20 protein-coding genes are annotated in these 23,621 nt (G+C 53.7%); 10 read left to right on the top strand and 10 right to left on the bottom strand.

Annotated features, from left to right (window positions below):
- The first annotated feature begins 473 nt into the window (after nt 1-473).
- Nucleotides 474-2,621 carry a TIR domain-containing protein gene (locus tag ABIQ96_RS13755; RefSeq protein WP_348215177.1) on the top strand — a complete coding sequence of 716 codons (2,148 nt, stop codon included), beginning with the start codon at nt 474-476 and terminating at the stop codon, nt 2,619-2,621.
- Nucleotides 2,622-3,023: 402 nt separating this feature from the next.
- Here the strand turns inward: ABIQ96_RS13755 and ABIQ96_RS13750 are convergent, their stop codons facing one another.
- Complete coding sequence (locus tag ABIQ96_RS13750; RefSeq protein ID WP_348215176.1) at nt 3,024-3,701, bottom strand: hypothetical protein; 678 nt, start codon at nt 3,699-3,701, stop codon at nt 3,024-3,026.
- Here ABIQ96_RS13750 and ABIQ96_RS13745 point away from each other — a divergent pair.
- From ABIQ96_RS13745 to ABIQ96_RS13725, 5 genes are all read left to right on the top strand, one after another.
- Complete coding sequence (locus tag ABIQ96_RS13745) at nt 3,687-4,316, top strand: TraM recognition domain-containing protein (protein ID WP_348215232.1); 630 nt, start codon at nt 3,687-3,689, stop codon at nt 4,314-4,316. The genes ABIQ96_RS13750 and ABIQ96_RS13745 overlap by 15 nt on opposite strands.
- Nucleotides 4,317-4,390: 74 nt before the next feature.
- Complete coding sequence (locus ABIQ96_RS13740) at nt 4,391-4,972, top strand: hypothetical protein (protein WP_348215175.1); 582 nt, start codon at nt 4,391-4,393, stop codon at nt 4,970-4,972.
- Between the two features lie 199 nt (nt 4,973-5,171).
- A complete protein-coding gene (locus tag ABIQ96_RS13735) occupies nt 5,172-5,675 on the top strand; it encodes a hypothetical protein (RefSeq protein WP_348215174.1) in 504 nt (167 codons plus the stop codon).
- Nucleotides 5,675-6,049 (top strand): hypothetical protein, encoded by a 375-nt coding sequence (locus tag ABIQ96_RS13730; protein ID WP_348215173.1) that lies wholly within the window; start codon nt 5,675-5,677, stop codon nt 6,047-6,049. The genes ABIQ96_RS13735 and ABIQ96_RS13730 overlap by 1 nt, the downstream gene beginning before the upstream one ends.
- A 664-nt stretch (nt 6,050-6,713) precedes the next feature.
- Nucleotides 6,714-7,043 carry a hypothetical protein gene (locus ABIQ96_RS13725; RefSeq protein ID WP_348215172.1) on the top strand — a complete coding sequence of 110 codons (330 nt, stop codon included), beginning with the start codon at nt 6,714-6,716 and terminating at the stop codon, nt 7,041-7,043.
- A 135-nt stretch (nt 7,044-7,178) separates the two neighbouring features.
- On the opposite strand, the gene ABIQ96_RS13720 is transcribed toward ABIQ96_RS13725, so the two are convergent.
- Complete coding sequence (locus tag ABIQ96_RS13720) at nt 7,179-7,394, bottom strand: AlpA family phage regulatory protein (protein WP_348215171.1); 216 nt, start codon at nt 7,392-7,394, stop codon at nt 7,179-7,181.
- Between the two features lie 188 nt (nt 7,395-7,582).
- Here ABIQ96_RS13720 and ABIQ96_RS13715 point away from each other — a divergent pair, with 188 nt between their 5' ends.
- Nucleotides 7,583-8,008 (top strand): transposase, encoded by a 426-nt coding sequence (locus ABIQ96_RS13715; RefSeq protein ID WP_348215170.1) that lies wholly within the window; start codon nt 7,583-7,585, stop codon nt 8,006-8,008.
- Nucleotides 7,959-8,537, top strand: a complete 579-nt coding sequence (locus ABIQ96_RS13710; RefSeq protein ID WP_348215169.1) for a transposase — start codon at nt 7,959-7,961, stop codon at nt 8,535-8,537. The genes ABIQ96_RS13715 and ABIQ96_RS13710 overlap by 50 nt, the downstream gene beginning before the upstream one ends.
- Nucleotides 8,538-8,857: 320 nt before the next feature.
- Here ABIQ96_RS13710 and ABIQ96_RS13705 read toward each other — a convergent pair whose 3' ends face one another.
- The 5 genes from ABIQ96_RS13705 to ABIQ96_RS13685 are packed head-to-tail and all read right to left on the bottom strand — an operon-like array spanning nt 8,858 to nt 13,967.
- Nucleotides 8,858-9,520, bottom strand: coding sequence for a hypothetical protein (locus ABIQ96_RS13705; protein ID WP_348215168.1), 663 nt, complete (start codon nt 9,518-9,520; stop codon nt 8,858-8,860).
- The gene (locus ABIQ96_RS13700) at nt 9,517-11,394 is read right to left on the bottom strand and encodes a hypothetical protein (RefSeq protein ID WP_348215167.1); all 1,878 of its coding nucleotides are present in this window, start codon (nt 11,392-11,394) and stop codon (nt 9,517-9,519) included. The genes ABIQ96_RS13705 and ABIQ96_RS13700 overlap by 4 nt, the downstream gene beginning before the upstream one ends.
- A 12-nt stretch (nt 11,395-11,406) precedes the next feature.
- Nucleotides 11,407-13,104: a peptidoglycan-binding protein gene (locus tag ABIQ96_RS13695; protein ID WP_348215166.1), complete on the bottom strand. Its 1,698-nt coding sequence runs from the start codon at nt 13,102-13,104 to the stop codon at nt 11,407-11,409.
- Between the two features lie 42 nt (nt 13,105-13,146).
- Entirely contained in the window at nt 13,147-13,482 is a 336-nt protein-coding gene (locus ABIQ96_RS13690) for a hypothetical protein (RefSeq protein WP_348215165.1), read from the bottom strand.
- A gap of 5 nt (nt 13,483-13,487) precedes the next feature.
- On the bottom strand, nt 13,488-13,967 hold the full coding sequence (locus tag ABIQ96_RS13685) for a hypothetical protein (protein ID WP_348215164.1): 480 nt from the start codon (nt 13,965-13,967) through the stop codon (nt 13,488-13,490).
- Nucleotides 13,968-14,388: 421 nt separating this feature from the next.
- On the opposite strand from ABIQ96_RS13685, the gene ABIQ96_RS13680 reads away from it, so the two are divergent.
- Complete coding sequence (locus tag ABIQ96_RS13680; protein ID WP_348215163.1) at nt 14,389-14,664, top strand: hypothetical protein; 276 nt, start codon at nt 14,389-14,391, stop codon at nt 14,662-14,664.
- A gap of 33 nt (nt 14,665-14,697) precedes the next feature.
- Here ABIQ96_RS13680 and ABIQ96_RS13675 read toward each other — a convergent pair whose 3' ends face one another.
- Nucleotides 14,698-15,087 carry a hypothetical protein gene (locus tag ABIQ96_RS13675; RefSeq protein WP_348215162.1) on the bottom strand — a complete coding sequence of 130 codons (390 nt, stop codon included), beginning with the start codon at nt 15,085-15,087 and terminating at the stop codon, nt 14,698-14,700.
- A gap of 668 nt (nt 15,088-15,755) precedes the next feature.
- On the opposite strand from ABIQ96_RS13675, the gene ABIQ96_RS13670 reads away from it, so the two are divergent.
- A complete protein-coding gene (locus ABIQ96_RS13670; protein WP_348215161.1) occupies nt 15,756-16,811 on the top strand; it encodes a glycosyltransferase family 25 protein in 1,056 nt (351 codons plus the stop codon).
- Between the two features lie 236 nt (nt 16,812-17,047).
- Here the strand turns inward: ABIQ96_RS13670 and ABIQ96_RS13665 are convergent, their stop codons facing one another.
- Both ABIQ96_RS13665 and ABIQ96_RS13660 read right to left on the bottom strand, forming a co-directional pair.
- On the bottom strand, nt 17,048-17,569 hold the full coding sequence (locus ABIQ96_RS13665; RefSeq protein WP_348215160.1) for a hypothetical protein: 522 nt from the start codon (nt 17,567-17,569) through the stop codon (nt 17,048-17,050).
- Nucleotides 17,570-17,581: 12 nt separating this feature from the next.
- Nucleotides 17,582-23,137, bottom strand: coding sequence for an RHS repeat-associated core domain-containing protein (locus tag ABIQ96_RS13660; RefSeq protein ID WP_348215159.1), 5,556 nt, complete (start codon nt 23,135-23,137; stop codon nt 17,582-17,584).
- Between the last annotated feature and the right edge of the window lie 484 nt (nt 23,138-23,621).

The following is a 23,621-nucleotide window of genomic DNA, read 5'->3' as shown; positions in this document are numbered from 1 at the left end:
GACCAGTGACACGGCTATCGAGCACGAGTCATCGGCACCAAGAATCTGGGCGGTCAAAGCCAAGAAGGTCGTTGAAGGGTCGTATGAGCGGATTCTTGATGCCCTGCGCAGGCCGGCCAACCATGCCGGACAAACCAAAGGCGCGAACATGCGGGCGTTGCCAACTATCGAATTTTCACAAAGGCGGGCGGCTTTAAGGGAAAGACGGGCTTGTGTCGAAGCCCTCGCCCTGCCAGACAAGCGGGCGCAGAATCCTTTCCCGAAAGGTTGGTTTCTGTTCACGCCAAACCATGTATTCCGGCAGGGTTGTCTAACACGCATTGTCCGGAAAAATTCGACGACAACCTTTGCTAACCAAGCGCCATTCAGAAAGTTCCTCCCACCAAGCTTTCGAACTCATGGATCATTCGTTTCTCCAGATCGCTCCGGCGTCCGGAGGGAAAATAGCCAGCGCCACCCTCCCCTAAAGGTACATGAATGCCAACGCAAGCCAACTCGATGAAGATCAAGTGACCAGAGTTCTGAAACGCGAATATTGGTGCTTCATTAGCTACCGTCACGCGAACAACAAGGAGCCGGGTCGCCAATGGGCAACGTGGTTGCATCAGGCCTTAGAAACTTACGAAGTTCCCGCCGACCTTGTTGGAACGAGGAACGATCGCGGCGACATCATTCCGGAACGGATCTTCCCTGTGTTCCGAGACGAAGAAGAGCTGCCTGCGGATTCCGAGTTATCAAGACTCATAGAATCCGCGCTCCAACGCAGCAGGTTTCTCGTCGCAATTTGTTCACCCCAATCCGTAAAGAGCCGCTGGGTTGCTGAAGAGATCCTGAGATTTAAACAACTCGGAAAAGAAAAATATCTGCTTGCCGCAATTGTGGAAGGCAATCCCAACGTGTCTGATGATCCAGAGCGGCCTGGTTCCCACTCCGAGTGCTTTCCTTTGCCCATCAGATACCACCTTGGTGGAGATGGCCAATTGAGCAGCGAACGAGCCGAGCCAACTGCAGCAGATTTTCGCTTGCCGGATGGAAACCAAGGCTGGACCTCTCCAACGGCCTATCGGGAGGTTCTGGAGAACTCGGGACTTTCAAGGTCGAAGATTTCAGTTGTTGTTAGCCAATTTGCAGCGAATCAAAATTTGATGCTGTTGAAGATCATCGCAGGAGTCCTAGGGGTCCCCCTTGGCTACCTGACGGAGAGGGACAAGGCCTACAAGCTCGAGATTGTGAAAGCGCGGGCGTTGGCATTGCGAAGGTGGGTTGTTGCGCTCAGCGTGCTGGCGTTCGCCGCCGTTGCGAGCGGAACATACGCCTTGATTAATCAGCGTGAAGCGGAGAACCAGCGAGCGAGGGCGGAGAAACAAACCTCCCTGGCGATTCAGGCAGCACAGCAAGAGACCGAGCAGCGAAAGCTCGCTGAAGCGCAGAAAAGCCAAGCCGAAAAACAGACGATCATCGCAAATGATCAACGCGAAATCGCAGTACACGAAGAAGGTATTGCCCGCAATGCACGGCGGGAAGCAGAAGACTTGGCCGTCTATATGCAAACGATGCTGGAGAACGAGTTGGCAAAGGTGAACGATCTTTCTTTAAAAAAGAAAATTCAGGAGAAGGTCCTCGAATACCAAAGGAACAATCCGGCTAAAGATTCAGAACAGGATAAAATATTGCGCGAAGTTGATCTTCTCTTTGGTAGAGCCGTCGTCGCTCAAGATCAGGGAGACGACCAACTTGCCACAAAGCTTTACGGCTCCATAACAACCCGTTTGCAGGATGGGGCTTGGAATGACAAGGATTTATCTTATAAGGCCAATTTTAGATCCGTCCGTGCCGCTCTCGGAGCGTTGCAAAGTATTTCGGCAGTTCTCACAAGCGACGAGCAAATTAAAACAATCATGATTCCACTCGCCGAAAAATTATCGAGTGATTCCGAAAAGATACTCTCACAATGGCCTGCTGATCCTGATATAATTTATCATTCAAGTATGATATTCGTGCTATTTTCAAAATTAAACTACGAAGTTGGATATTTTGACAAAAGCAATCAGTTGATGACGAAAGCAATTTATCTATTGGATAAGTCGGTGACAAATGGAAACGCAAATCGGAGTGTATTTATGGCGCTTATCAATTGTGGGGTTATTGTGGGTGATCGGGCATTCAGGGATAATCGACTTGATGTAGCCATACAGCAATACAAATCGTCGCGAGATCGTGCGAAGAGCCTCAGCGAGGACCAACCTGATAATGAAGATTACAAAAGAAACCTGGCTTTATCGATTGAACGAATCGGGGAAGTTGCAGTGAAGCGAAAAAACTATGTTGAATCTTCTAAACTATTTCGAGAAGTTGTGGATCTTCAGCGCCAACGAGTCCTTATGGACACCTCGAACGTGACATGGCTGTTTGACTATGTATATGCGCTCTACAATTGCTCGAAATCAATGCAGCAATCCAATGTTGCCGATCAAGCGCTCGCATTTCATTATCTCGAAAATGCAGAAACTGCACTCTCTGATCTTCGGAGACTTCAACGGGGGCTTGATGACAAACAACAATGGATTGAGCCAGCAATGAAGGATCTTCGAGCGGCGCTCCTGAATTCAGGCAAAAAGTGAAAGCGGCCAGCTACCCTGGACGGTCTGCACGGTGCCGCAAGAAGCCGCTCACCCCGTGGCGCAGAAGACGCTGCGCTCCGCGAAATGCCTTGATTACTCTTCGCCCAATGCTCGCTGGACTCCCGATCAAATCACCGCGTGCCAGTATCTGCTTGTTTGGCACTACATTCGTTGATAGAAGCACATATGACTCCTTTTCCAGGATCAACGGATTCTAATCAAGAAGGATCCTCGCGGAATTGGCCAAGGGATACGGCGCTGTTGCTGGAGCTGGGCACCCGCCCTCGACCGGAGAATTTCTGGACGCTCAACGACGCGTTTCAGGGCGTCCAGGTTTTTGGAGCGACGGGCAGCGGAAAGTCTAGCGGCTCAGGCAAAGCCATCGCTTCCGCTTTCCTTGAATCAAACATGGGCGGGCTTGTGCTCACCGCCAAGGTTGATGAACGGGCGACTTGGGAAGAATACTGTTCCGACTGCGGCAGGAGCGATGATCTCCTGATCTTCGGCGAAGGCGAGACCCATCGCTTCAATTTTCTCCGCTATGAGCAGTCGCGCCAGGGCAAGGGTGCCGGCAATACCGAAAATCTGGTCAACCTGTTCTGTTCTGTGATGGAGGCCGCCGACCGGAAATCCGGCAGTGGCCAAGACGCCTACTGGCTCCGTGCCACTAAACAGCTTCTGCGCAATTCCATCGATCTTCTGGTGATCGCCACTGGAGAATTGGATCTCGCCTACCTTTACCGCTTGGTTGCCTCCGCTCCCACATCGATTGCGGAAGCGGCCGACAAAAGCTGGCAGCATCAGTCGGATTGTTACATCCTGCTCGAGGCAGCCAAGAACGCCTGCACCGAAAAACAGCGGGAGGCGGACTTCAACATCGCCCAAGCTTACTGGCTCCGGGAATACGCTGGGCTGGCACCTGAAACCCGGAGCTGCATCGTGAGCATGTTCACAAGCATGGCGGATTGTTTTTTGCGGGGAATGCTTCGTGAACTCTTCTGCACCGAGCTGAATTTTTCTCCGGAGGACTGCTTCAAAGGCAAAATCATCCTCATCGACTTGCCGGTGAAGCAATACCACGAAATAGGAATTTTTGCCCAAGTGCTTTTCAAATACATATGGCAGCGGAGCGTTGAGCGTCGCATTCCACCCAAGTTGGGCCGCGAACGTTCGCAGGAGGAGATCCGACCCGTATTCCTGTGGGCGGATGAGAGCCAGTTTTTCATAAACCAATACGATGCGCTATTTCAGAGCACAGCCAGGTCCTCCCGTGCCTGCACGGTTTACCTCACCCAGAACCTTCCAGGGTACGAAGCGGCCTTCATGTCAGCCGGCGGCCGACCGGCGGCAGAAGCATTTCTCGGCAACCTACAGACCAAAATATTTCACGCCAACGGGGATCCGCAAACCAATAATTGGGCGGCCGAATCGATCGGACGTACCAAACAGATCCAAATCCAAGGCGGTCTATCGCAGGGCGAGAGCAACCGAAGTTCCAGCCAGAACTCCGGTGCCAGCCTTGCCGTCGAATATCTCGTGCAACCGCAGGAGTTCACCGAATTGAAAATGGGCGGAATCGAAAACGATGGCGTCGTTGATGGAATTATCTTCCAGGGCGGGAGGCGTTGGCTCGCCGACGAAAAAGGCAAGCAGGTGCCGAGAAACTTCATCCGACATGCCTTCATCCAGGAATGAAGGATTCGCAGGCATCACCCAAGTTCGCTCCGGGCGGGATTCCCATCCTCAGTCCCCTGCTACACGTCCTGTCCATGCCGGTGCTTGTTTTCTGGCGCTTCAATTTTGGCTACGCGTTTTTAAGCCCGAAGAGCATTTTTCTCTCATGTATTTTCGCCTCATGTCTCGCCTCCTACATCGTGTTTCACGAGGCGGCCCTTACGCCGGTTTACGGCTCCACCGCGAGATTCCTGCTCGCGGCAGGTGGCCTCTATCTGGTGCACTTCACGATCGGGGTCGTCAGCGAAACGCGCCAGCGGGGGAAGCACGACCAGTATTCGGGAAGCTCCTGGCTGGTTCATGTTTTAAAGCCGGCAGTCCGTGGCGAATTTGAAGGCATTTGCCAGACAACCGTTGAGCCCTTTCTCACTTTGGTGGTGGCAACCTTCTTCCACGCCAAACCGCTGGGAAAGGTGCTTGTCGTATGCGCCGCCGCGCTCGCACTTAAAGAATTAATCCGGATATGGCTGGATCTTCGCCGCAAGAAGCGCATGCAAGACAGTATCGATGATGCCAAAGATTCAATGGAGCTTTCCTCGCCCACCAGCGCGAAGCCGGTATCGGCAACCGGACGCACTGCCCGTGAGAAATTTGACCCTAACAAGGAACAGGGTTAGCTTGGTAGGGCTGCCACATCCTCCGCGATTTAGGAACTTTCAAAATTCCCTTCGGAACGCTCCTAAGAAAAGTGTCGCCGAGGCCACAGCTGTTGCAAAATCGTTTCGTTAATGAAATTTTACACCTTACCTATGTCAGCGCTTTCTCCGTATAGTTCGTAGCTCGAAAAGCTAACAGCTATTAACAAATGGGGTGCGCATGACCGACACGGAACAACCACAAGACTCGCTATTTGAATTGATCGAACAAGGTGACGAAGACCTTTGCCGGACTTTATGGCTGGGAGTGATCCTCCAGGCGGTTCTTGATGCCAAAGGAAAATTCGGCAATCTAGTCACGCAAAACCAAGCCCGGAACTGGCTGAACGGAAACGGCGGGAACACAAGCGAGTTCGCCGCGGTGTGCGAGCTGGCAGGAGTAGATTTTGAGAAAACTCGCAGCCGCTGCTTGGAACTACTCGCCGTCGACTCGCCCGCGATCGATTTTCGCATGATGAAGCAGGATAGGAAACGCAACCGCTGGAATGAAAACCGGAAGGTCTTTTTCCAAAGAGCGCGGCGACGCGACCGCATACGCCGACGAAATCAAGAATCAGATAACAAACTCAACACAACCATCGCCGCCAACGACAATTTGCCGAGTCCGTCGAACGACAACCGCCTCAATGACAATTTGATCAACCAACCAACGGAGACAAAATAATGAACCAAGGCCCGATTCAAGAATTTCGCGTAGGCGGCATCAAAGCCGCCGTTTGGGAAAATGAAAATGACAAGGGGAAGTATTTCACGGTCACCTTTGTCCGCAGCTATCGCGACAGCCACGGCGACTGGAGAGAAACCAACATCCTGATGCCCGATCATTTGCCGAGGCTGGCACTCGTGATCAACAAGGCTTACGATTTCATCATGATGTCGCCACGCCTGCGACCGGGGCCAAGTAATGATAATCACGCCAATGACAATGCGCCGCCACAGGAGGAGACCGCACAGGTGCAGGAGGAGATTCCTGATCAGAACGCCGAAGGCTCCTTTTCCCAGAAAATCGAGAAACGGGGAAATGGACGAAAGCGATGAGATCGTGCGTTATGGAGTTCGTCCTCGGGGAAAAGACTTTCCCCGGCGGCTACTTCGTGCGCCGCTCCCCATTCACCTGGGGCCATGCCCCAAACCCCGGCGTCACGCGGTTCCCGCAAAATCTTCCGCTAACGAACCAGCTTGTTGCTCCGCGCCGCCGACCTGCCCGCGGCAATTGCAGACCGGCTCCGCTCGTGCCTCACTACACCCGCCCGCCCTTGCCGCCGGCCGGTTGCTACCGACAAACAGTCGTGTCGCCAACACCAACACTCCGCGATGCTTCGTGCCCGTGTTCGCGACGCGAGGTAGCGGCCTCGCGGCGGCTTCAAGAAAATCCGAAAATTGTCCTCGGTCGCTTCTCTCCCTGCGGGACTTTTAGCATTTTCTTGACTCCGCCTGCATTGAGGCCGCTAAGCTTTAGGCATCAACTTTTTCTTCCGAAAAAAGTTGGCCTTTTTGATGGGACTATAGGGGCTTGCTTAGCTCAGCCGTATGAATTTGTCGAATGCCACGGCTACCCGACCGAAAAACCGGCACACCGTCGGCTGAGGGGAAACGGGCGTTTTCGCTAACCTTCATCTGGCCTAGGATTTTCGCGATAGTCTGTCCGGAGTCTTCCTACAATGGAGCCCCTGCCTTTTCAGGCACCGAAAGTCAGATTTCCTTGAAATATTTGGCCGGATCCTTTGACGATTTGCGGCGCTGGTCGGAACAAAAACGACGAATTTTCCGTTTCAGCACCGCCAAATTCTCGTATTTTACCCCCACGCAATATTGCAGTTTAAGCGAATTCGCCGATGTGATGAAGGAACTCAACTATCTTGACATCCTCAATCGATGGGATCGGATAATGCGCGAGCGCCCCCGCCCCAGCTTTCGGGACGATGTGGTCTTTCTCAGTGGCTTTCTTCAATCCCCCGTACCGCTTTCGTCAGCGGCGACGCGGCAGGAACTCTATCGGAGCCTGCGGCAGGTGACCGAATCGCTGGTATAACGAGAAATGATAGGCACAGAGATTCTCGACCTTTTCCGCTCTTGAATTGGAGGCCGTTTGGATCGCCGAATCACCAAATGCGCCTGCCACTGTTTGCGTGCCGCAAGAATAATTAACTTTCGCGAGGTATTTTCATTAGTCGATCGGATGTGTGGATTCGTCGAATGCTTCCATACATCGCCTGATATCTGATATCCTCCACCCCGACACACGCTGGGATATTTTCACGGGTTTCGGGTAAATTCCCGTTTTTATACCACGATACAATGTGCTGCGGCTAATGGGTATAATCGCTAAAACCTGATTTATTCTCAAATAGCCTTCAGCCGAATCAAAAAAATGATTTTGCATCGATATCTCCGTTGATTTACGGCAGATTAACCCGAAGATTGAACATAGGTTGGAATCGTTAGATATCTGCTCCGGGGATTCTCCATGTCAATTGTTTCGCTGCGCCAAGTAACTTGCATCCCTCGTCTCTCCAGTCGGCTTGCACCGACACGGCACCTTACAAATGGAAGCGCTCCATGTAGCCCCGGTTGACAAGGCATTTTCAGCCTGCGGCCTGCGCCGTCGCGGGATTTCGCGCTGCGGGTTGCCAGTTGTTCGGGACTTCGAGTCCGGTGGTCGTCGTGGACGGCATCTGTCCCGTCTTCGTCAGCATCGCCGACCGCGATGCCGCACCCGTACCCCCCCAAGCTCCCGCCGCCCCCGGCCTCCTCACCCACACCCTCGTCTCCAAATACTGCAACCACCTGCCGTTCTATCGTCAGGAAAAGATCATCTCCACCCGCCACCGCGTGGACGTCGGCCGCAACACCCTCTGCCGCTGGGCCGAACTCGCCGCCTTCTGGCTACAGCCGATCTATCAACGCATCCACTCCCGACTTATCGCCGGCGACTACCTTCAGGCCGATGAAACTCCGGTCAAATACCTCGCGCCCGGCACCGGCAAGACCGGCTAGGGCTACCTCTGGGTCCTGCACCGTCCCGGTGGCGATGTTCTCTATCAGCGGCACCCGAGCCGCAAGCAGGCCTGCCTCCGCGATCTGTTGGGAAACTTCCGCGGCATCCTGCAGTGCGACTGGCTACGCGGCCTACGGCAGCCATGCCGCGAAACGCCCCGGCATCGTCCTCGCCGCCTGCTGGGCCCACCCCCGGCGCAAGTTCCACGAAGCCCTCCAGACGCGCCAGCCACTGGCAGAAGGTCCGCTGCAAACCATCGCCCGGCTCTATCTCGTCGAAAAGGAACTCCGCGAAACCCGCGCCGGCCCCGCAGCACGGATGGAAACACGCATCCGAAGCAGCGCCGCCTTGCTTGAAACCCTTCAGATCACCGAGGGAACCGACCGGTTTTTCCGACCCAGTTGCGAACTATGGAAGAAAGAAGCAAAGATGTCATTTATCATCCGCCCCGGATTCGGTTGTTGGGAGACGGGCAAGGAGTCGGGAGTTTATCACCGCAAAGATCACCAGCAAAACAACACCCGTTAAGAATAAAATGAATTGAACTGCTGCGGGGCCTTGAACCGTAGAGGCTTCCAAGTTGGGTGGCCCTTTCGGCCCCAAGTTCATAAGGTGTCCAATAATCCCTTCCAACGCAACAAATCCTGCAAGCATTGACAAAAGCAGAAACACCCAGGCAAAAAGCAGAAAATTCAGACCCTTCCCGCGATCCTTTAAAAGATCTTTTAAGAAGGTCACTGAAAATACCACCATTCCTCCTGAAATAGCGATCAATTGTTTGCATAGGTCCACCGCAATTTCCACAGACTTTTCGCTATTATCCATGCGCTTGGTATGGAGGTGAGTGTTCAGCCCATCAGCCAACAGAACGGCCAGAATTTGCACTCGATATGGATGTCATTCCTGAATTTTTCAAAGTCCAGTTTATCCCCCATTTTATTGATAGATTTCTGATTTTTCAGAGACTTATTAACAGGAGCAAGGCTCCTCTCGACGAATTTATTGAGTTCACTTGCCGTAAGCTTGTTCAATTTGTCCCGCAGGTCCTTTCTACCCTGATCGGGGTTTGCCGGTTTGTAAAGCGAGGAGATCTCCGTGACAAGAAGGGCTGACTGGCTGTCATCCAGTTTGATTCCACTACGCTTAAGACTATCAATAATTGATATTGAAATTTGCGCCGCAGCCTTTAGCTCGTTGGGCAAGTTCTCCTCTGCTACCGCACTTTTAAGCAACGATGCATCGGAATTCGTGAAGCTGTTCTGCGCCGCATTATCGAGCTGGGCAGCGCTGATGCCGCCATGGCAAAAGGTGGGCCAGAAGGCGCTCATGACAACACCAGTAAGTATGACAGCCTTCATAGCAGGTGGAAGTTTTTGCAACGTGTATTGGGTCCAGCAAGGAAGCGGACTAAGCTGATTAATATTGACCGTTTTGAGTGTTTGGCAACGCAAAAACCCTTTGATTGCTCCGTAAGCCGCAGCCCACGCCACTGCAACGCCACGCCAGGTCATCCACCGAACGCGCCCGAAATGGGTATTGCAATAGTTTCCGAGGTTCCACCTCCGGGCGGTGGATTTGTCACCGAGATATCTAAACTTTCTCTTCCTAGCAGGTCGGCGGGTTCCAATCGAAGTCTCAAACTGCCCTCGTTGCTTTCAAGAATTGCGGCGGCGTCCATTGCATGGCCGTTGACCGAAACCTGGCTTCGGGACGAAAGCCCGCTTCCTGTGACCGTGACTTCTGAAGCATCAGCCGGAATTGCACCAGCATGAACGTTAAGCGACGGTACTGGCAGCGGCGGTGGCTCTGCCACCCGGTCAGCACCTTGCTCCGCATTACCCAATTTCGGACCGTCGGTAGTACGGATGGTCGCAGGAGGAACGATCGCCTGGCCTTTTGCGCTCTCATCAAGGGCTTGCTTGGTAAAAGTGTTTAGCATGTCTGGCACCAGTCGTTCAGAGAATCCCGCAATGAATCCCCACAACAGCCATTTTGGCATTTGGGAAGTGTTCCAAAGAGTGAAATACCAGATGTCCCCCTCATTGACCGTGGGAAAAAGTGGACTTGCGATAAACCCTCCAGCGAAAATAATGCTTAGGATAAGGGCGAAGAGCGCGCCATTGATCGGCGCGAAGAACACGGCCGTCCCGCACTGGCTGAGCGTTCTTAGGTCTACATTCGCATTCGCATTCACATCCCCGATCACGCTTTGGACACGTTGGATCACGCTTAACATGCCCCCAGTCGCTCCAGCCATCGCAATCAGGGAGAGCATCGTTCCAATGATCACAGTGTGAAATGCCGACGTGTAGATTGCCTTCGTCACGTTGCCCTTTGTCTGTGTCCCTCCGCCAAAATCTACCAACAAATAGCGCTGCGCAAAAGTAATCATCCAATGTTCCTTGGCTGCCAACACTTGACCTTTCTTATCTTCGGTAGCGTCCGAAACAGCCTTGCCCTCAGGATTTACCGCGGTCTTTTCGCCGGAGGTCGGCAGAGTGCCTCCTGCGCCAGAAATTGCCTCTTCCGATCCAACTGCCTTCGTAATTTCAGGAACCCCAGCGTTCTCCGGCGCCGCCGGTGCCGCATTTTGTGAACTCGGAGGATTATTGGCAGCCTTCGAGCGTGCCTGAAGAGCCTGTTCAACGGCATCTTGGCAGAAAAGGTAGACCACCAACGTTGCAATCAAGGGTACGGCGGCCCACCACCAACTGCGGAATGCCCCTTGCAAAAGCTTCTGCCGAGTTACTTCCACATGTGTTTTGAGCAACCACTGCCGCCTGGTTTCATTCGTCAGGAATGTGGCGTCGGCGCGGGCAAGCAGTACTAGAGCCGAGGGATCCGAAACATATTTCTGCTGCTCGTGTCCCAAGGCCGCCGCGTAGGCTTCAAAGGCCGCTGGCCCGACCGCGTCACGAAACTCCTGCCGCATCGGCAACATCTGAAAGCTGATAAAATCGATCGGAGCGATTTGGAGATAAAGAAGGTGGAGGTTATGGACTAGATCCGGCGCACAGCCGGATGTGAAATTGCCATTCTCGTCGGTCATCTCACGCAGTTCTCCCTGCACCGCCCTGAATTCGTCCGCCGCTGCGCGCCTCTCCGGGCTCTCTCGAACTTCCAGCGGAATGCTTCTGAACAAACCCTCAAGCCTCTTGAACCTCTCATATTGGGACTCTTCAAGGGCGGTATCGAGACGAGGCGCGAAACGCCCAAGGAGATAATACGACGCGACGACTGCCGTAATCAATCCGAGCGAACAGAACAGGAATAGCCACCCCGCGTGCCGCTCTGGGAACTGTGACGCTATTATAACTCCCAGAGCTATTAGGCCCGCGACAACCGCCAGTGCTATAGCGGGCCCGTTTGAATATTTTTTTTTCATGCCATTCGAAGGTCACACTTGTTGCCAGCTCGGAAACTTCAACGCTTCGGCGGTTCTCGGACCCAGTACACCATCGGCCTCCCGAGCGCCAAATGTCTCACGCTGGAAATTCATGACTGCTAGGGCAGTTTTCGCACCGTAGTGGCCGTCGGGATTTTCCAGATTGAGAGCTTTCTGGGCATCCTCAATGAAGGATTTCGCATTTTCCGGGAGGCCGGCCGCCTCCGCTCCGCACCGGATATTCAAATTCGCCGGCTTGGCAAGATCCCCCGCGATCGCTGCTGCAGCGGCTGCCTCAAACAGAATGTAGCGGAAGCATTCCTGACCAGTTTGATAAGCCGTCTGTTTAAACACTGCCCAGTCGGCTGTTTCGTGGGAGGAATTTTCGCTCTTCGGCTGGCCGACAACTACCTGACAACCCGCACTGCTGTAGTTGTCGTTGATTGAGTCCCCGAAGGCCGCATGAAGATTGTCAAAAGGATTACCCGCCTGGGCGCCATCTTCAGGCTCGTAAACAGCATCGTCCTTTGTCCTGCGGAAGATACGACTACCCTTTTGGCGGAAAGCTTCATGCCCGTTTGGCGACCCCGCCCGATGCACTCCCTTCTCAAAGGCGTAAAACCCCGGAAGCAATTCATTCGTCCCTTCCCCCCCCCGCCCCATTGCGCTCAAGACATAGCGCGATGTGGGAATCGTACTCCCGGGAAACAGCGCGACGGTCTTCTCCCCGGGTTTCCACAGCCCCAAGGTGCATCTCGGATTTTTGTAGTTGACCTCAGTAAGATTGAGCAAGTGTTCCTTGGAGAAATCGCGATACGCTGTGCCACTGACAGCCGGAAGCGCACCTCTGAAGCCGAAGAACACCAAATTATCACCCGGGGAAAGAGCAAAGCCACTAATTTGCATGATTCTTCTTAGTAACGTGTCATTCACAAAAAAGCCCCCGACCGGCTGCGCACGAGGGGCTCCTTCTGTCAGCGGTGTCTCCGGTGCCGACGGCTTCAGCGGTGTCTGCAAAGGCGCATCTTGTTGGGTCAAGCCATTGACGGATTCGGCCGCGCCAATTTTCTGGAGCAGTTCCAGGGCGCTCATTTGCTTCAAAAGCGGAACTAAGCCCGGCAGGATGGAATCCCACGAGGGTTCGACCGCGGTTTGAGGCGGGAGAGGTGCGGCAGCTCCCGGTTGAAGAGGAGGCGCAATTTCACCACCGACGGGTTCGAGTTTGGGCGAGCGATCCGGATCCACGAGATAGACGGCTTTGACAAACTCCATCTCAGGAACGTCGAAGCCTCTATAGTTCTCAAATTCGGCCATCGCTTCAACCAGCGCCTTCAGGTTGGTGACATCGTTAAGCCGTTTGTCCGGGTGGAAAAGCTGGAGATCCTGGCCGGCGCTGATCCTCATCCTGAGGGCCACAAATGCCGCGTACTCGCTGGGATTATTCTGGGGAGCACCTGCAATCGTTCCAATTGTGTCGCTGGCGGGTGCCCACCGGTTGAGAATACCCGCGATCGTCCGCAGCCCATACGAAAACCAATAAGTCCGTAGAGTCATGATTGCCGCTCTCAATCCCCATTCCGGTGAGCCGAAAATCGTGTGGCCTCTCTCGTCAGTACCGACCGAACCCTGCCAGGGGTTGGCTCGGTTGTTTTTGACGTTGAGATAGTTTCGGTTCCTCTCGCCCGTGGTTGATCCTGTTCGTTCAGACATATCCTTGCAGGCTTGTGTTTAGTTTTTTGCTGGACCCCAAAATCAAAGGATTCCGCCCGTAACAGAGCGGATGGTCGCGCCCACCAGAACCGTAACGACACCGTTTGCGAAGGCCGCCAGCCGGATCTGCTCAAGTCCCTTCTGTTTCAGACCCTCCATGCCCGCCAGCGCCAACAAATCCAGGCTCAGATCTTCACGTAGCTGGTCTTCGGAGATTAATCCTTGAGCCAACTGCTCCGAATAACGGGCCAGCCGGTCAGAAGAATCGGCAAGCAACGCCATGCCCTCCTGCACCGCGACCTCCTTGTGCTCGGCAACAAGGTTGGCCGCCAGATCCTCGATATCTTTCTTTACGGCTTCACTATCAATGTCAGGCATAAGCGTTAGCGTGGGTTGGTTCTAGATTGTTCAAGGGCAATAATCTTATCAAAGGCAGCGCCTACGTTGTCTTTTTTATTCTGAATGTAGGTAGGTTGAAGCGTGTCTTTATCCTCCCATTGCTTTTTAAATCGTGGATAGATTCCGCTCCCAGGAAGCCCCTCTTTGACCGAGATCAGCATCTCCCACATCTGGACCGTCGATTCGTTCTTCGGCCGGGATTGCTCGACAGTGAGAGCCGAATTCAGGCGGGAATCAAGGTTGCCGATTTCCCCTCTGTGCGTCTCGTAGCTTTCCGTCGCTTTGCTCATCAACGCGAGCGTATCGCTCTTCAGATCCTGAGCAGTCTTGAGCGAACCGGCGTTCTGCACCGGGCCGCATCCAATCACTCCGCCGACGAACCCGACCGCAAGGATTTGAGCGAGGAGCATACGGCTCCTGTAACGAACCAAGTTCCCCAGAATTGATTTCGATAGATTTTTCATGTTTGACTTGTTGCAGGCGACAATCTGGCAATAGCTAAATTAACAGGTAAGGTCAAGTCTATACTAACCACTGAACAACTTTTCTTGATTCGGCGAATAATCGCCCGCCGCTGTTAAAGCCGCAGAACAGCATCATGAATGGAAAAACTAACTTTCTCTTGATTTTCAATTCCGGTTAGCATTTTTATTGCCGATGGCAAATTGAGGGCATGGCGTCTGCTGGGTTGATTGCTCCCTACCCAATTACGGAGCTCCACGGACGAATCTTCGTGCTGTCTGGTTCCAGAGCGATAGACGCCGCCACTAGAACGCGCCCTCAGACGCGGGTTGAAAAAGAAGGACGAGCCGGCTTTCCCCTTATCCTAAAGCCAGTTCGACCGATTGATCTTGTTCGCAGCCGACTCTGCTGATAGATACGGGCATGGCTCTCGTTCGACAAGCGTCGGATCTGGTTCCTGCAGGACCCGGGCGGAATTGGCCCAGCGACACAGCGGTGTTAGTCGAACTGGGACACGCCTCTCGCGCTGAGAATTACTGGACGCTCAACGACGCGTTTCAGGGCGCTCAGGTCTTTGCCGCAACCGGAAGCGGAAAGTCCAGCGGCTCCGGCAGAGCAATCGCCTGCACTTTCCTTGAGTCAAACATGGGCGGGCTTGTGCTCACCGCCAAAGTGGATGAGCGGGCGACTTGGGAATAATACTGCTCTGACTGTGGCAGGAGTGACGAGCTCCTAATTTTCGGCGAGGGCGAAGCACATCGCTTCAATTTTCTTCGCTATGAGCAGTCTCGCCAGGGCAAGGGTGCCGGCAACACCGAAAATTTGGTCAACCTGTTCTGCGCGGTAATGGAAGCTGCGGACCGTAAATCCGGTGGTGGCCGGGACGCTTATTGGCTCCGTGCCACGAAGCAGCTGTGGCGAAATTCCATAGATCTTCTGGTGATCGCCACGGGAGAATTGGACCTCGCATACCTTTACCGCTTGGTCGCTTCCGCACCCACCTCGATTGCGGAAGCAGCCGACAAGAACTGGCAAGGTCAGTCGGATTGTTACGTCCTGCTGGAAGCCGCGAAGAATGCTTGCAGCGAAAAGCACCGGGAGGCCGACTTCAAAATCGCTCAAGCCTACTGGCTACGCGAATACGCCGGCCTGCCCTCGCCGCCGGCAGGTTGCTACCGACAAACAGTCGTGCCGCAAACACCAACATTCCGCGACGCTTCGTGTCCGTGTTTGCGACCCGAGGTAGCGGCCTCGCGGTCGCTAGGCTTCTGACATCAACTTTTTTCTCCCGAGAAAAGTTGGCTCTGTTGCTACGGGTTACTGTGTCCGAATGCCTTGCCCTACCTACAGCGCGTTTGCGTGAGCGCTGGTCACCGCTGATAGAAATTCCATCTTCCTACGGAAATTAACGCGCCAGCTTCCCTACCACGCGCGCCGATTCCTATGAAGGTGGCGGCGCCACATTTTCGTCCTTCTGCGTAGGAAAAATGGCGGGACTGCCACCGAGAGAATGGCTCAACGTGCTCATCAACCTGCATATTTCTGATTTTCGCCACCCCGATACCCGTTGGGACAATTTTACCGGTGCGGGTAATTTCCAGCCATGCTTCCCCGATACCACGTCCTGCGGCTGACTGGAATAATCGCCAAAACTTGTCTAACCTCAAACATGAGTCACTCGGATTTGACTTTCAGTATTTTCCGTCGGCCGCCACCCAAAATGACAAGAATTACCGTCGACAGATTGACATCATTGATTTTTTGGAATTTTCTTGCTACTTCACACGCGCATGCGCTATCCGCTAGACCAAGATTCTCCCATGAGATTACTGGATCATTTCGAAAGACTTTACGTCATAAGCCTGCCGTATAAAGCAGATCGGAGAGAACGCTTGGCTGGGCACCTAGAGGAACTGGGGTTGGGGACACGAAAAGACATTACCTGGGCGAAGGCAATTTCCGGCGAGCACTGCCAACCACCCGTGTGGTTTGGAGCCGGGAACGGAGCGTGGGGATGTCTTCAGTCTCATGCGAGAATTGTTGAGGACGCCATCATGGATGAAATCACCAGCTACTGCGTTTTGGAGGACGACGCGGTGTTTTGCGATCGCGCAGAACATCTACTGAAGCTGCTCATGGAGGAAATGCCGGACGACTGGGGACAGATCTATCTAGGAGGCCAGCACATCGAGAATCCCGGGTTGCTCACCGGCAAATCGGTGGTTGCCAGAGGTACAAGCATTAATAGAACCCACGCGTTCGCAGTCCATAAGCGAGCGTTTCAAAAATTCTACCGCCACATCCTCGACGCGCCCGAATACATTAGCCGTGGATCTTGGCATATCGACCACCAATTGGGGCTAGCTCATGAGGCGAGATTTTGGAACACTTACGTTCCCCTCTGGTGGATTGCCGGCCAAGATGCGGGTTTCAGTAGCATCACGTGCCGACAAAATCCGCGATATTGGTGGCACTCTAAAATCCATGCGTCAAATCTGCCCTTTATAAGAAAAGATCCCGGAGCTTCGGAAAATGCCGAGAATCTAAAGGATTATGTTCATTTTGGCTACGATTCCACGGTAAGCAACTCGCTAGACACCGATTGGGCATCATGCGCTGGCTCTGCAGAGCTCCTTTCCAACAGATTATTGAACATCGCGCGGGAAGCTTTAGAAATCGGGTTGCTGCCTGGAATTAACCACCCGGCGATTTCATCGGAACTTGTCGAGAAGCATTGGGCCGCGGGTGTGATTTCCGCTTCAACAGCTGATCTTCCCCACTTGGTTGATTACGCTTTCGGAAATTTACCGTGTTCTTCGCATAAAGTTCCCTCATCCTCGCTTTAGTCGCCAGCGTTGAGGGTCTCTGGTGACTCGGCAACTTCAGATTGTAATGATCTACGTGGGATTGCTAGCCGGAAATCCGGTACATCCTTCCAAATCGTCCTCGACCGCAGCCCCTGTTCGCCGACGTCACAGAGCCCAGTAGAACAACTCTAAGACGGCACGATCCGGCTGCTATTCGATGACATAACCTATAATTGGCTAGGAGCGACAAGCAGCACTGTACATTCACATCCTATTTATTTTCGAAATGTCAAAACCACCCATATTTTTCGACCGACGTTATTGAGGTACATCTTCTTATACAGGATTATCTTTGCGGGTCTTTTCCCATCATTGGACAATCCATCGAAGACATCTATAGTTTCGTCACTGGTATCGTCTTTTTTTAGATGAAAACTTCTCGTATAAGAACCACCTTTCTCATTAACCCACCGATCTGCCGACAAAGTGCCACCATTCTCATCGTTGATATCACATCGAATTATACTTTTTTCATTGTTGATCAAATTCCCAAGCTTGTCGTCCTTCGGAAATTCATTTGCACCCGAAAAGTATTTATCGCTGTTTTTTGCGTAAACCTCAGCTTCTTTAAGAACCTCATAGTATTTATCTCTTATTTGGCTCGAAGTCATTTCCGGAGTTGAGGAAGCCGTTGCGGATCGATACAGAAAATAAGCAAGTATCGCCGCCGCAAAAATTATCAACAATCCTACTATTCTATAACTCGAAATCCGCGCGTTGGTAATTTGCTTTGTCATGGACTCTCCGACTTATTTTTTGGGTGGACAACAACAAGGCCCATCGACGACTGGCGATTCATCACTTTCTAATAATTCCGTTCCTTCGTGAAGGACTAGTAATGAAGCTGATATCTTCTCGTGCACGCTTAACGTCGCGCTAAATTTTATCTGCATCTTACGTTTTCCCCCTCCACAATCCACGTATTTTGTGGATTCGAGTTTGTATCTTGCAGTTTTATCATACGTGAATCCTAGATCCCCCAACTTCCACAAAGGGATATGAAGGAATCCTAATATTTGCTCCCAGTAGCCGCTATCAAGCGAAGTATCAACCACCCCCCCCAAATACACACGCCCGCCGGTCTCGCAGTCTTCGATGTTGACAGCAACTGTTACAACGCCTTTCAGGCCACTGACGTCTTGTATTCGCTCGGACCCCCACATGGAATGACCGATTACTTTAACGTCTACGTTTTGGGTGTCCAAGCCAAGATAATCATTCTGATTTGTGGAATTGTTTCCAACGAATGCGTACAAATTCAGCCCCCCGTCTTCTCCGATGGGATCCTTTGACAACCATCTGCCGAGTTGTGGACTGTAGTAGCGGTAGCCATAGTTATAGAGCCCGGTATCCCTGTCGATGAACTCGCCGTGGAACAACCAAATCCAGCCGACGGTGGAGCTGCCGATGGCGGCGAACTCACTGTCCATAATGCGGGCCGGGCCGAATGCTTCGTAACCGTAGCGCTCCACCACATCGCCCTCGTTGTCAACGATGGCCACCGGGTCGAGGTAGTCGCGCAAGCACCAGTCCGTCGCATCCAGTCGGGTTTCGAACGACCATCGCCGCCGGATCAAATTCCACCGGTCGGTCGGGCTGTAAACATAATCCGTCACCGGTGCGCCGGCAACACGCTCCTCGATGGCCCGCCACTGGTTGTTAAAGTAATATTCGCGGACTTCCGACGTGTCGGTAATGATCCTGCGGGCGAAGGCGTCATAGGCGTAGGTGGCAACCGGGCTACTTCCGTCGGTCAAAGAGACTAGGCGGTTCCAAGCATCCCATGTGCAATCGTAGCCAAGGGACCAGTCGTCAGGACGCGGCAACCCGACAATGTTGCCCACTGCATCGTAGGTGGGCTGGATGACTCCGGTTGGATTGGTGATCGATTCAATCTGGTTGGACGCGACGTGCGTGCGGTTCTGAACCAGCGCGGCCTCCTGGCTGCTGTAGCTACCCCAATTGCCGGTTTCATCAAAAACGAAGCATTCCTGCTGCTGCCGAGTGATCGGGTCAATCCCTGCGTATGCTGGCGGAGGGCTGGTGTTCGCCGCCAGATCACCACGATCGTGCAAGACTACCTGCCGTAGCCCGTCATACTCGTAATAGTTGTCCTGAGTGTCGATGGACATGGCGTGCGCGAGGTCGTCGCGCCGCCACAATACTCCCGAAACACGGTTGCGTCCATAGGAGGATGCTACCACCGTCGTACCGCCTTTTTGCCAGACGGTGGCGGCTATCGCGCCGAAAGCGTCGTAGCCATCATAGGCGTTGTCCGAACTGCCGTAGGTCAGTTTGACGCCTGATGCCGCGTTGTATTTCTGGGCAGCGACCATACCGAGGCCAATGTATTGCCATGAACTCAATACGATCGTGCCGTCTTTGATTTCATCGATCCGGCCGAGGGACTCGGCCATGCTCGATTTGTAGGCGAGGCCCAAGATAAACGGATCGCCGGTTCCGTCATCGGGGTAGGTGATGCCGGTTGGGCGCGTGGTATTGGCGCTGCCGTTGACATAGCTGTATGCAACCTTAAGAGTCTCCCCATCAACCGCCCCTGCATGCTCCTGATATTCGGTGGCCAACTGGTTGAAGCCGTTGTATTCACACTTCACCTCGTTGCGCACGACCACCGCTTCACCATCGTGTCCGAGGCTTGTGGAACGTAATACCAGCCCGCGCTCGTTGTAGCCGGTTTCCAGCCTGGAGACCGCTGTGTCGATGCCGCTGCCAAAGCTCGTCACACGATCCGTCAACAAACGCCCCAGTTTGTCGTAATCGTAGGCATGTACCGATCCATTCTGATCGGTCATTCCGGTGACCTGCAACTGGCGGTTGTAGGTGTAGGTAACGCAATCTTCGGGCCCTCCATCAGGGTAGATCTTCTGGTAAACGAGCCGATTGCTGTAGAGCGCCGATCCTTTGGTAGGGGTAACGCCACGCACCCAATGGGTCACCTGTACGCCATCTTCGCTCGTAGCGGGGTTCTCGCTGATGAGTTTCTCGAGCCAGCTGTCGTCGGTGTATTCGAAACGGGTGGTGCGGGTTTCGCCCGGTCCGCCAGTGACGTTCTCGATGATTTTGATCTTTCGGTCGGCATTGTCGTAGGTGGTTTCAACCACTTTGTCGCCGGGATCCTTCACAGCGGCTAGATTGCCCGCTGCGTCGTAGGTGTTTGTGGTGACCAGCACCTTATCGCCTCGGTCAGGGATTTGCGGCGGACGCTCCCAACCCGACCAATCACTGGTACCGAAATTCGCGGTCGCGACGGCACGACCAATACCATCGGCATAGCTGGCCACATGGCTGATCCGCGCCTTGGGCTCGACGTCAGGAGCCCCCAACTCTCCCAAGTCTTCATCGGAATCGTCGTCGTAGCGATCCTTCCTTGTCGTGCCCACAAGGTTGTCTGCATCATCCCAGTCCGTTTCCTCTTGTTCCATGACGATGGAGCTCACCACCTCGCCCGGGTCGTTGCCTGCCTCGTATCCAACCGGGTCGTAGGCCCGGTAGGTCGCTTTTGTTCGGCCAAGCGCGTCGTATTTCGTTGCGGTGAACAGCTTGCTGCCAGAAGGGGCGCTGCGAACTACACGGTTGTTTGCGTCGTAGTAGGTGTTCGATTCCTGCGGATTGTACACGTGCGGAATGGTACTGTCACCCAATGGGCGGACCCCGTAGACCTTCGCGCGGTACGCACGTCCCAGAACATCATAATCGGTGGTACGCTGCGACGTGATATAGCTTGATGACAACTCAGTATGGTAGTTTGTTACCGAGAGGCGCAGGTCACGATTGTCGTAAGTGAAACCGGTAATGAGCGTCCACGGGGTTCCGCCATCATCCTTTTCCACCACCTGTTGCATTTGTTCTAGGCGGTGACGCCAGTCATAGGAGTTCTCCATGGCCCGAACGTGATCGAAGTCCCCGTCAACCCAGAGAGTGACGGTAATCACGTTGCCCGTCGAATCGTATTCGTTGCGCCGGGTCATGACAAGCCCCGCAATCTCTTCCCTGATACCCAACCATTCGGTCACCGGCCAACCCATCGCGTTGAAATCGGTCTGGTCCGTGGTTCCTCCGGGGCAGGTCGTTCGGTATTCGCGACCGGCTAAGTCGTATTCGAGCAGCTTCCGACCATAGTTTTCACCCTGCGAGCCATAGCCATCATCGGGAATGTCAAAATAAGTCCACTGTTCGACGGTTTCCGACGCCTGATCGTGTAGATCCACCTTCCAGCGCACCCAATCCGTTTGCGGAAAGGATTCGTCCATTGCTGGGAGGTCGCCACTGTATGCGACGTCAATGGTCTGGGATTGCCACCAACCCAGGTAAGCCGGATCTTCGGGATCCGGCGAGGCCATGTTGCGACGCGTAATGGAAACCGGACTGACAACCTTGTCTTCGACCTCATCCAAAGTTCGATAGCCTTGGAAGTTCCAAACCTCGCTGTCGTCCGCGTTGTAACGTGTCCAACTGGCGGTACGAATTTCCTTGGCCGTCTCTTCTCCGAAATCGATGAAGTGCGCTGGCCCAAAGGTGGCGATGCAACGACCGCGGGCATCCAGTTCGTAATCGGTCCGCAAATTAAGGCCTTCTTCGTCCTGAATCATCACGGTCATGCCGCCCGTCGCGGAATCGTATTCGTAGGAAGTCGCCGAGCCCCCGCCGTCCACTCTCCGCACCAGCAGCCCCTGAATGTTGAAATGCGCCTCGGTGGCAACCTCCTCCAGCCAGCCGTTCTCCCCGGGAGGAACGTCCGGCAGTAGGGTCGCAATTTTACTCGGCTGCAAACTGTTAGCGAAATAATCACGATCGTAGGTAGTCGTAATCCCAGGTCCGCCCTCAACCGGATATATCGATTCGGTCTTGAGCTGCTGAATAATCCCTACGTTCTCCACGATCACTGGCTCGTAAGTGTAACTGCGAACCTTGAACGGCTCGGGCGTCAGCCTTTCTCCCTCCGATAGCTCCACTGACTTACGGTAGCCTTGGTCGGTGTAACTGTAGCGGGTCACCTTACCGCCGCAGTTCTTGAGAGTGACTAAACGAGGATTGGCTTCACTGACCACGCCGATCGCCGACGCGTCTGCCGAAAGGATAATGCGTGCACTACCCTCCTCATACCGTTGATAGATCGGATACCAGACCGGAGAGTCGAAGATGTCGTCTTGGCTCACTTTTTTAAGCAGCATTTGTCCACCGCGGTTAAAATAGTAAGTGCGGATCGAACCGTCCGGCGCGGTCACCACCGTTTGGGAAGACCAAGCGTTTATCGAATAATCGCCCGTCCGGTTGGTGAAGTAGTTGAACCCGTAAGTGTATTTTCGGCCGTTAGTGAAAAGCTTTTTCACGCGTCCATCATTCCAATATTGATACTCGCTGGTGGCATAGTTGTTTAGCAGATCCGGCGCTGCCAGCTCCGGATTAATGCCATTGTGCACCATCTGGAGATATTGGTCCGGCCCTACGATGTGCCGCAGCCGACCGGTAACTTCTTCATACGAGTAGAGCGTCGAACTGATCGGAGGCCCCCACCCGGGCTCAGCCCCTGTAACCCACTGGCTGATCTTCACTGTTTTGAGGTCGTTGCCGACATAACCGTAGGAAATCCTAAGGATCGGCTGCATTTCTGACTCGCCACTGCTGTAAACGATTTCGGTAATTTTTCCCTCGCTCCACTGGATCGCATACTGGTGCATATAACCCCCCACTGCCCTGACAATCCCTGTCAGATTACCCGATTCACCGTATTCGTATTGGCTGGTGATGCCACCAGGATCGAGATCCGCTCGGACCCGGCCGCCGGGACTGAAAAATATCCGCTGGCCGCTCGGCTTGAGCAGCTGATAGTAAGGCTCTTCCGTCTCCTCGCCCGGCACGTATTTCAACTGGTCGAGGATGAAATAACCTGCCTGATAGGAATCACCGCTCAGGGCGGGGGTGAAGGTAATCACCCGCTTCGGATCGGTGTCGTAGCTCAGCATGTTCGTGGCCGGCCCACCGCCCGTGGTTCCCGCTAGACCCGCCAGCGCCCCGCAGTTCCACTTGCCACCGAACGCCGCCGCGGAACCACCGCCCGAGAAATCGTAAGCCATCCCAATCAAGGGCAGCCCGCCTACCGAACTGGGCATCGCCGGAGCGCCCACGTCAGGCCTGCCCGCCGACGGGTTGACTTTGCCCGCGCCCTGCTGCCCGCCTCCGCCGCCATTACTCCCGCCCCCCGACGCCGGCTCGCTCGGAGTCTCACCGTTGGCATCATTACAATCTGGAGTTGGAACATCAGGTGACGACGAGGAACTGGACATGGCTAGAAGGAGTGGATTGGTGATAAAACATCGGTAAACAGGACGCTGTTGGGAATTAGCAACAGGTTTGGGGCGACACGACAGATGGCAAAAGGGCCACCATCAGCTAACCAGAACATCTAAGAGACTATCTTGCCGAATTCCACAAGAAAATTCATCGTAGCGACCCAAAAATTTTGATGGAAATTCTCGGAAAACACTCTAACTATCTTATCGGCTCATCGTTGGGCTCCACGTAAAAACTTTCGCAATTCTATTTCAAACTCCAGAAATTCTTCAGACTTCGATCGAAGCCAATCCAAGGATCTAACCTACCTTTATGCGCGGAGAACCGGAATTTTTCAGAATCATCTCAAATACAACAGATTGGGGGCGGGTTTCCGTTGGCGGAGGCTCCGGCTACGAATGCGGACTTTCCAAAAGCACTATTATTCCCCCTCGGGAGGATTTCTCCCAAGTAATATCGGCCCACACCAATTCGGAG

Origin of the sequence: Luteolibacter sp., from assembly GCF_039920825.1 — a bacterium.
In the GTDB taxonomy this organism is placed as follows: Bacteria; Verrucomicrobiota; Verrucomicrobiia; order Verrucomicrobiales; family Akkermansiaceae; genus Luteolibacter.
The sequence above is the reverse complement of the archived record's forward strand: the minus strand, read 5'-3'. Positions and strand labels throughout refer to the sequence as shown.

Excerpts from the sequence above, each read along its gene's own strand:
- ABIQ96_RS13755 (WP_348215177.1), top strand. The coding sequence starts at position 474 with ATGAATGCCAACGCAAGCCAACTCGATGAAGATCAAGTGACCAGAGTT.
- ABIQ96_RS13740 (WP_348215175.1), top strand. The coding sequence starts at position 4,391 with ATGCCGGTGCTTGTTTTCTGGCGCTTCAATTTTGGCTACGCGTTTTTA.
- ABIQ96_RS13735 (WP_348215174.1), top strand. The coding sequence starts at position 5,172 with ATGACCGACACGGAACAACCACAAGACTCGCTATTTGAATTGATCGAA.
- ABIQ96_RS13730 (WP_348215173.1), top strand. The coding sequence starts at position 5,675 with ATGAACCAAGGCCCGATTCAAGAATTTCGCGTAGGCGGCATCAAAGCC.
- ABIQ96_RS13720 (WP_348215171.1), bottom strand. The coding sequence starts at position 7,394 with ATGCAAAATCATTTTTTTGATTCGGCTGAAGGCTATTTGAGAATAAAT.
- ABIQ96_RS13710 (WP_348215169.1), top strand. The coding sequence starts at position 7,959 with ATGAAACTCCGGTCAAATACCTCGCGCCCGGCACCGGCAAGACCGGCT.
- ABIQ96_RS13705 (WP_348215168.1), bottom strand. The coding sequence starts at position 9,520 with ATGACCTGGCGTGGCGTTGCAGTGGCGTGGGCTGCGGCTTACGGAGCA.
- ABIQ96_RS13700 (WP_348215167.1), bottom strand. The coding sequence starts at position 11,394 with ATGAAAAAAAAATATTCAAACGGGCCCGCTATAGCACTGGCGGTTGTC.
- ABIQ96_RS13695 (WP_348215166.1), bottom strand. The coding sequence starts at position 13,104 with ATGTCTGAACGAACAGGATCAACCACGGGCGAGAGGAACCGAAACTAT.
- ABIQ96_RS13690 (WP_348215165.1), bottom strand. The coding sequence starts at position 13,482 with ATGCCTGACATTGATAGTGAAGCCGTAAAGAAAGATATCGAGGATCTG.
- ABIQ96_RS13685 (WP_348215164.1), bottom strand. The coding sequence starts at position 13,967 with ATGAAAAATCTATCGAAATCAATTCTGGGGAACTTGGTTCGTTACAGG.
- ABIQ96_RS13680 (WP_348215163.1), top strand. The coding sequence starts at position 14,389 with ATGGCTCTCGTTCGACAAGCGTCGGATCTGGTTCCTGCAGGACCCGGG.
- ABIQ96_RS13670 (WP_348215161.1), top strand. The coding sequence starts at position 15,756 with ATGCGCTATCCGCTAGACCAAGATTCTCCCATGAGATTACTGGATCAT.
- ABIQ96_RS13665 (WP_348215160.1), bottom strand. The coding sequence starts at position 17,569 with ATGACAAAGCAAATTACCAACGCGCGGATTTCGAGTTATAGAATAGTA.
- ABIQ96_RS13660 (WP_348215159.1), bottom strand. The coding sequence starts at position 23,137 with ATGTCCAGTTCCTCGTCGTCACCTGATGTTCCAACTCCAGATTGTAAT.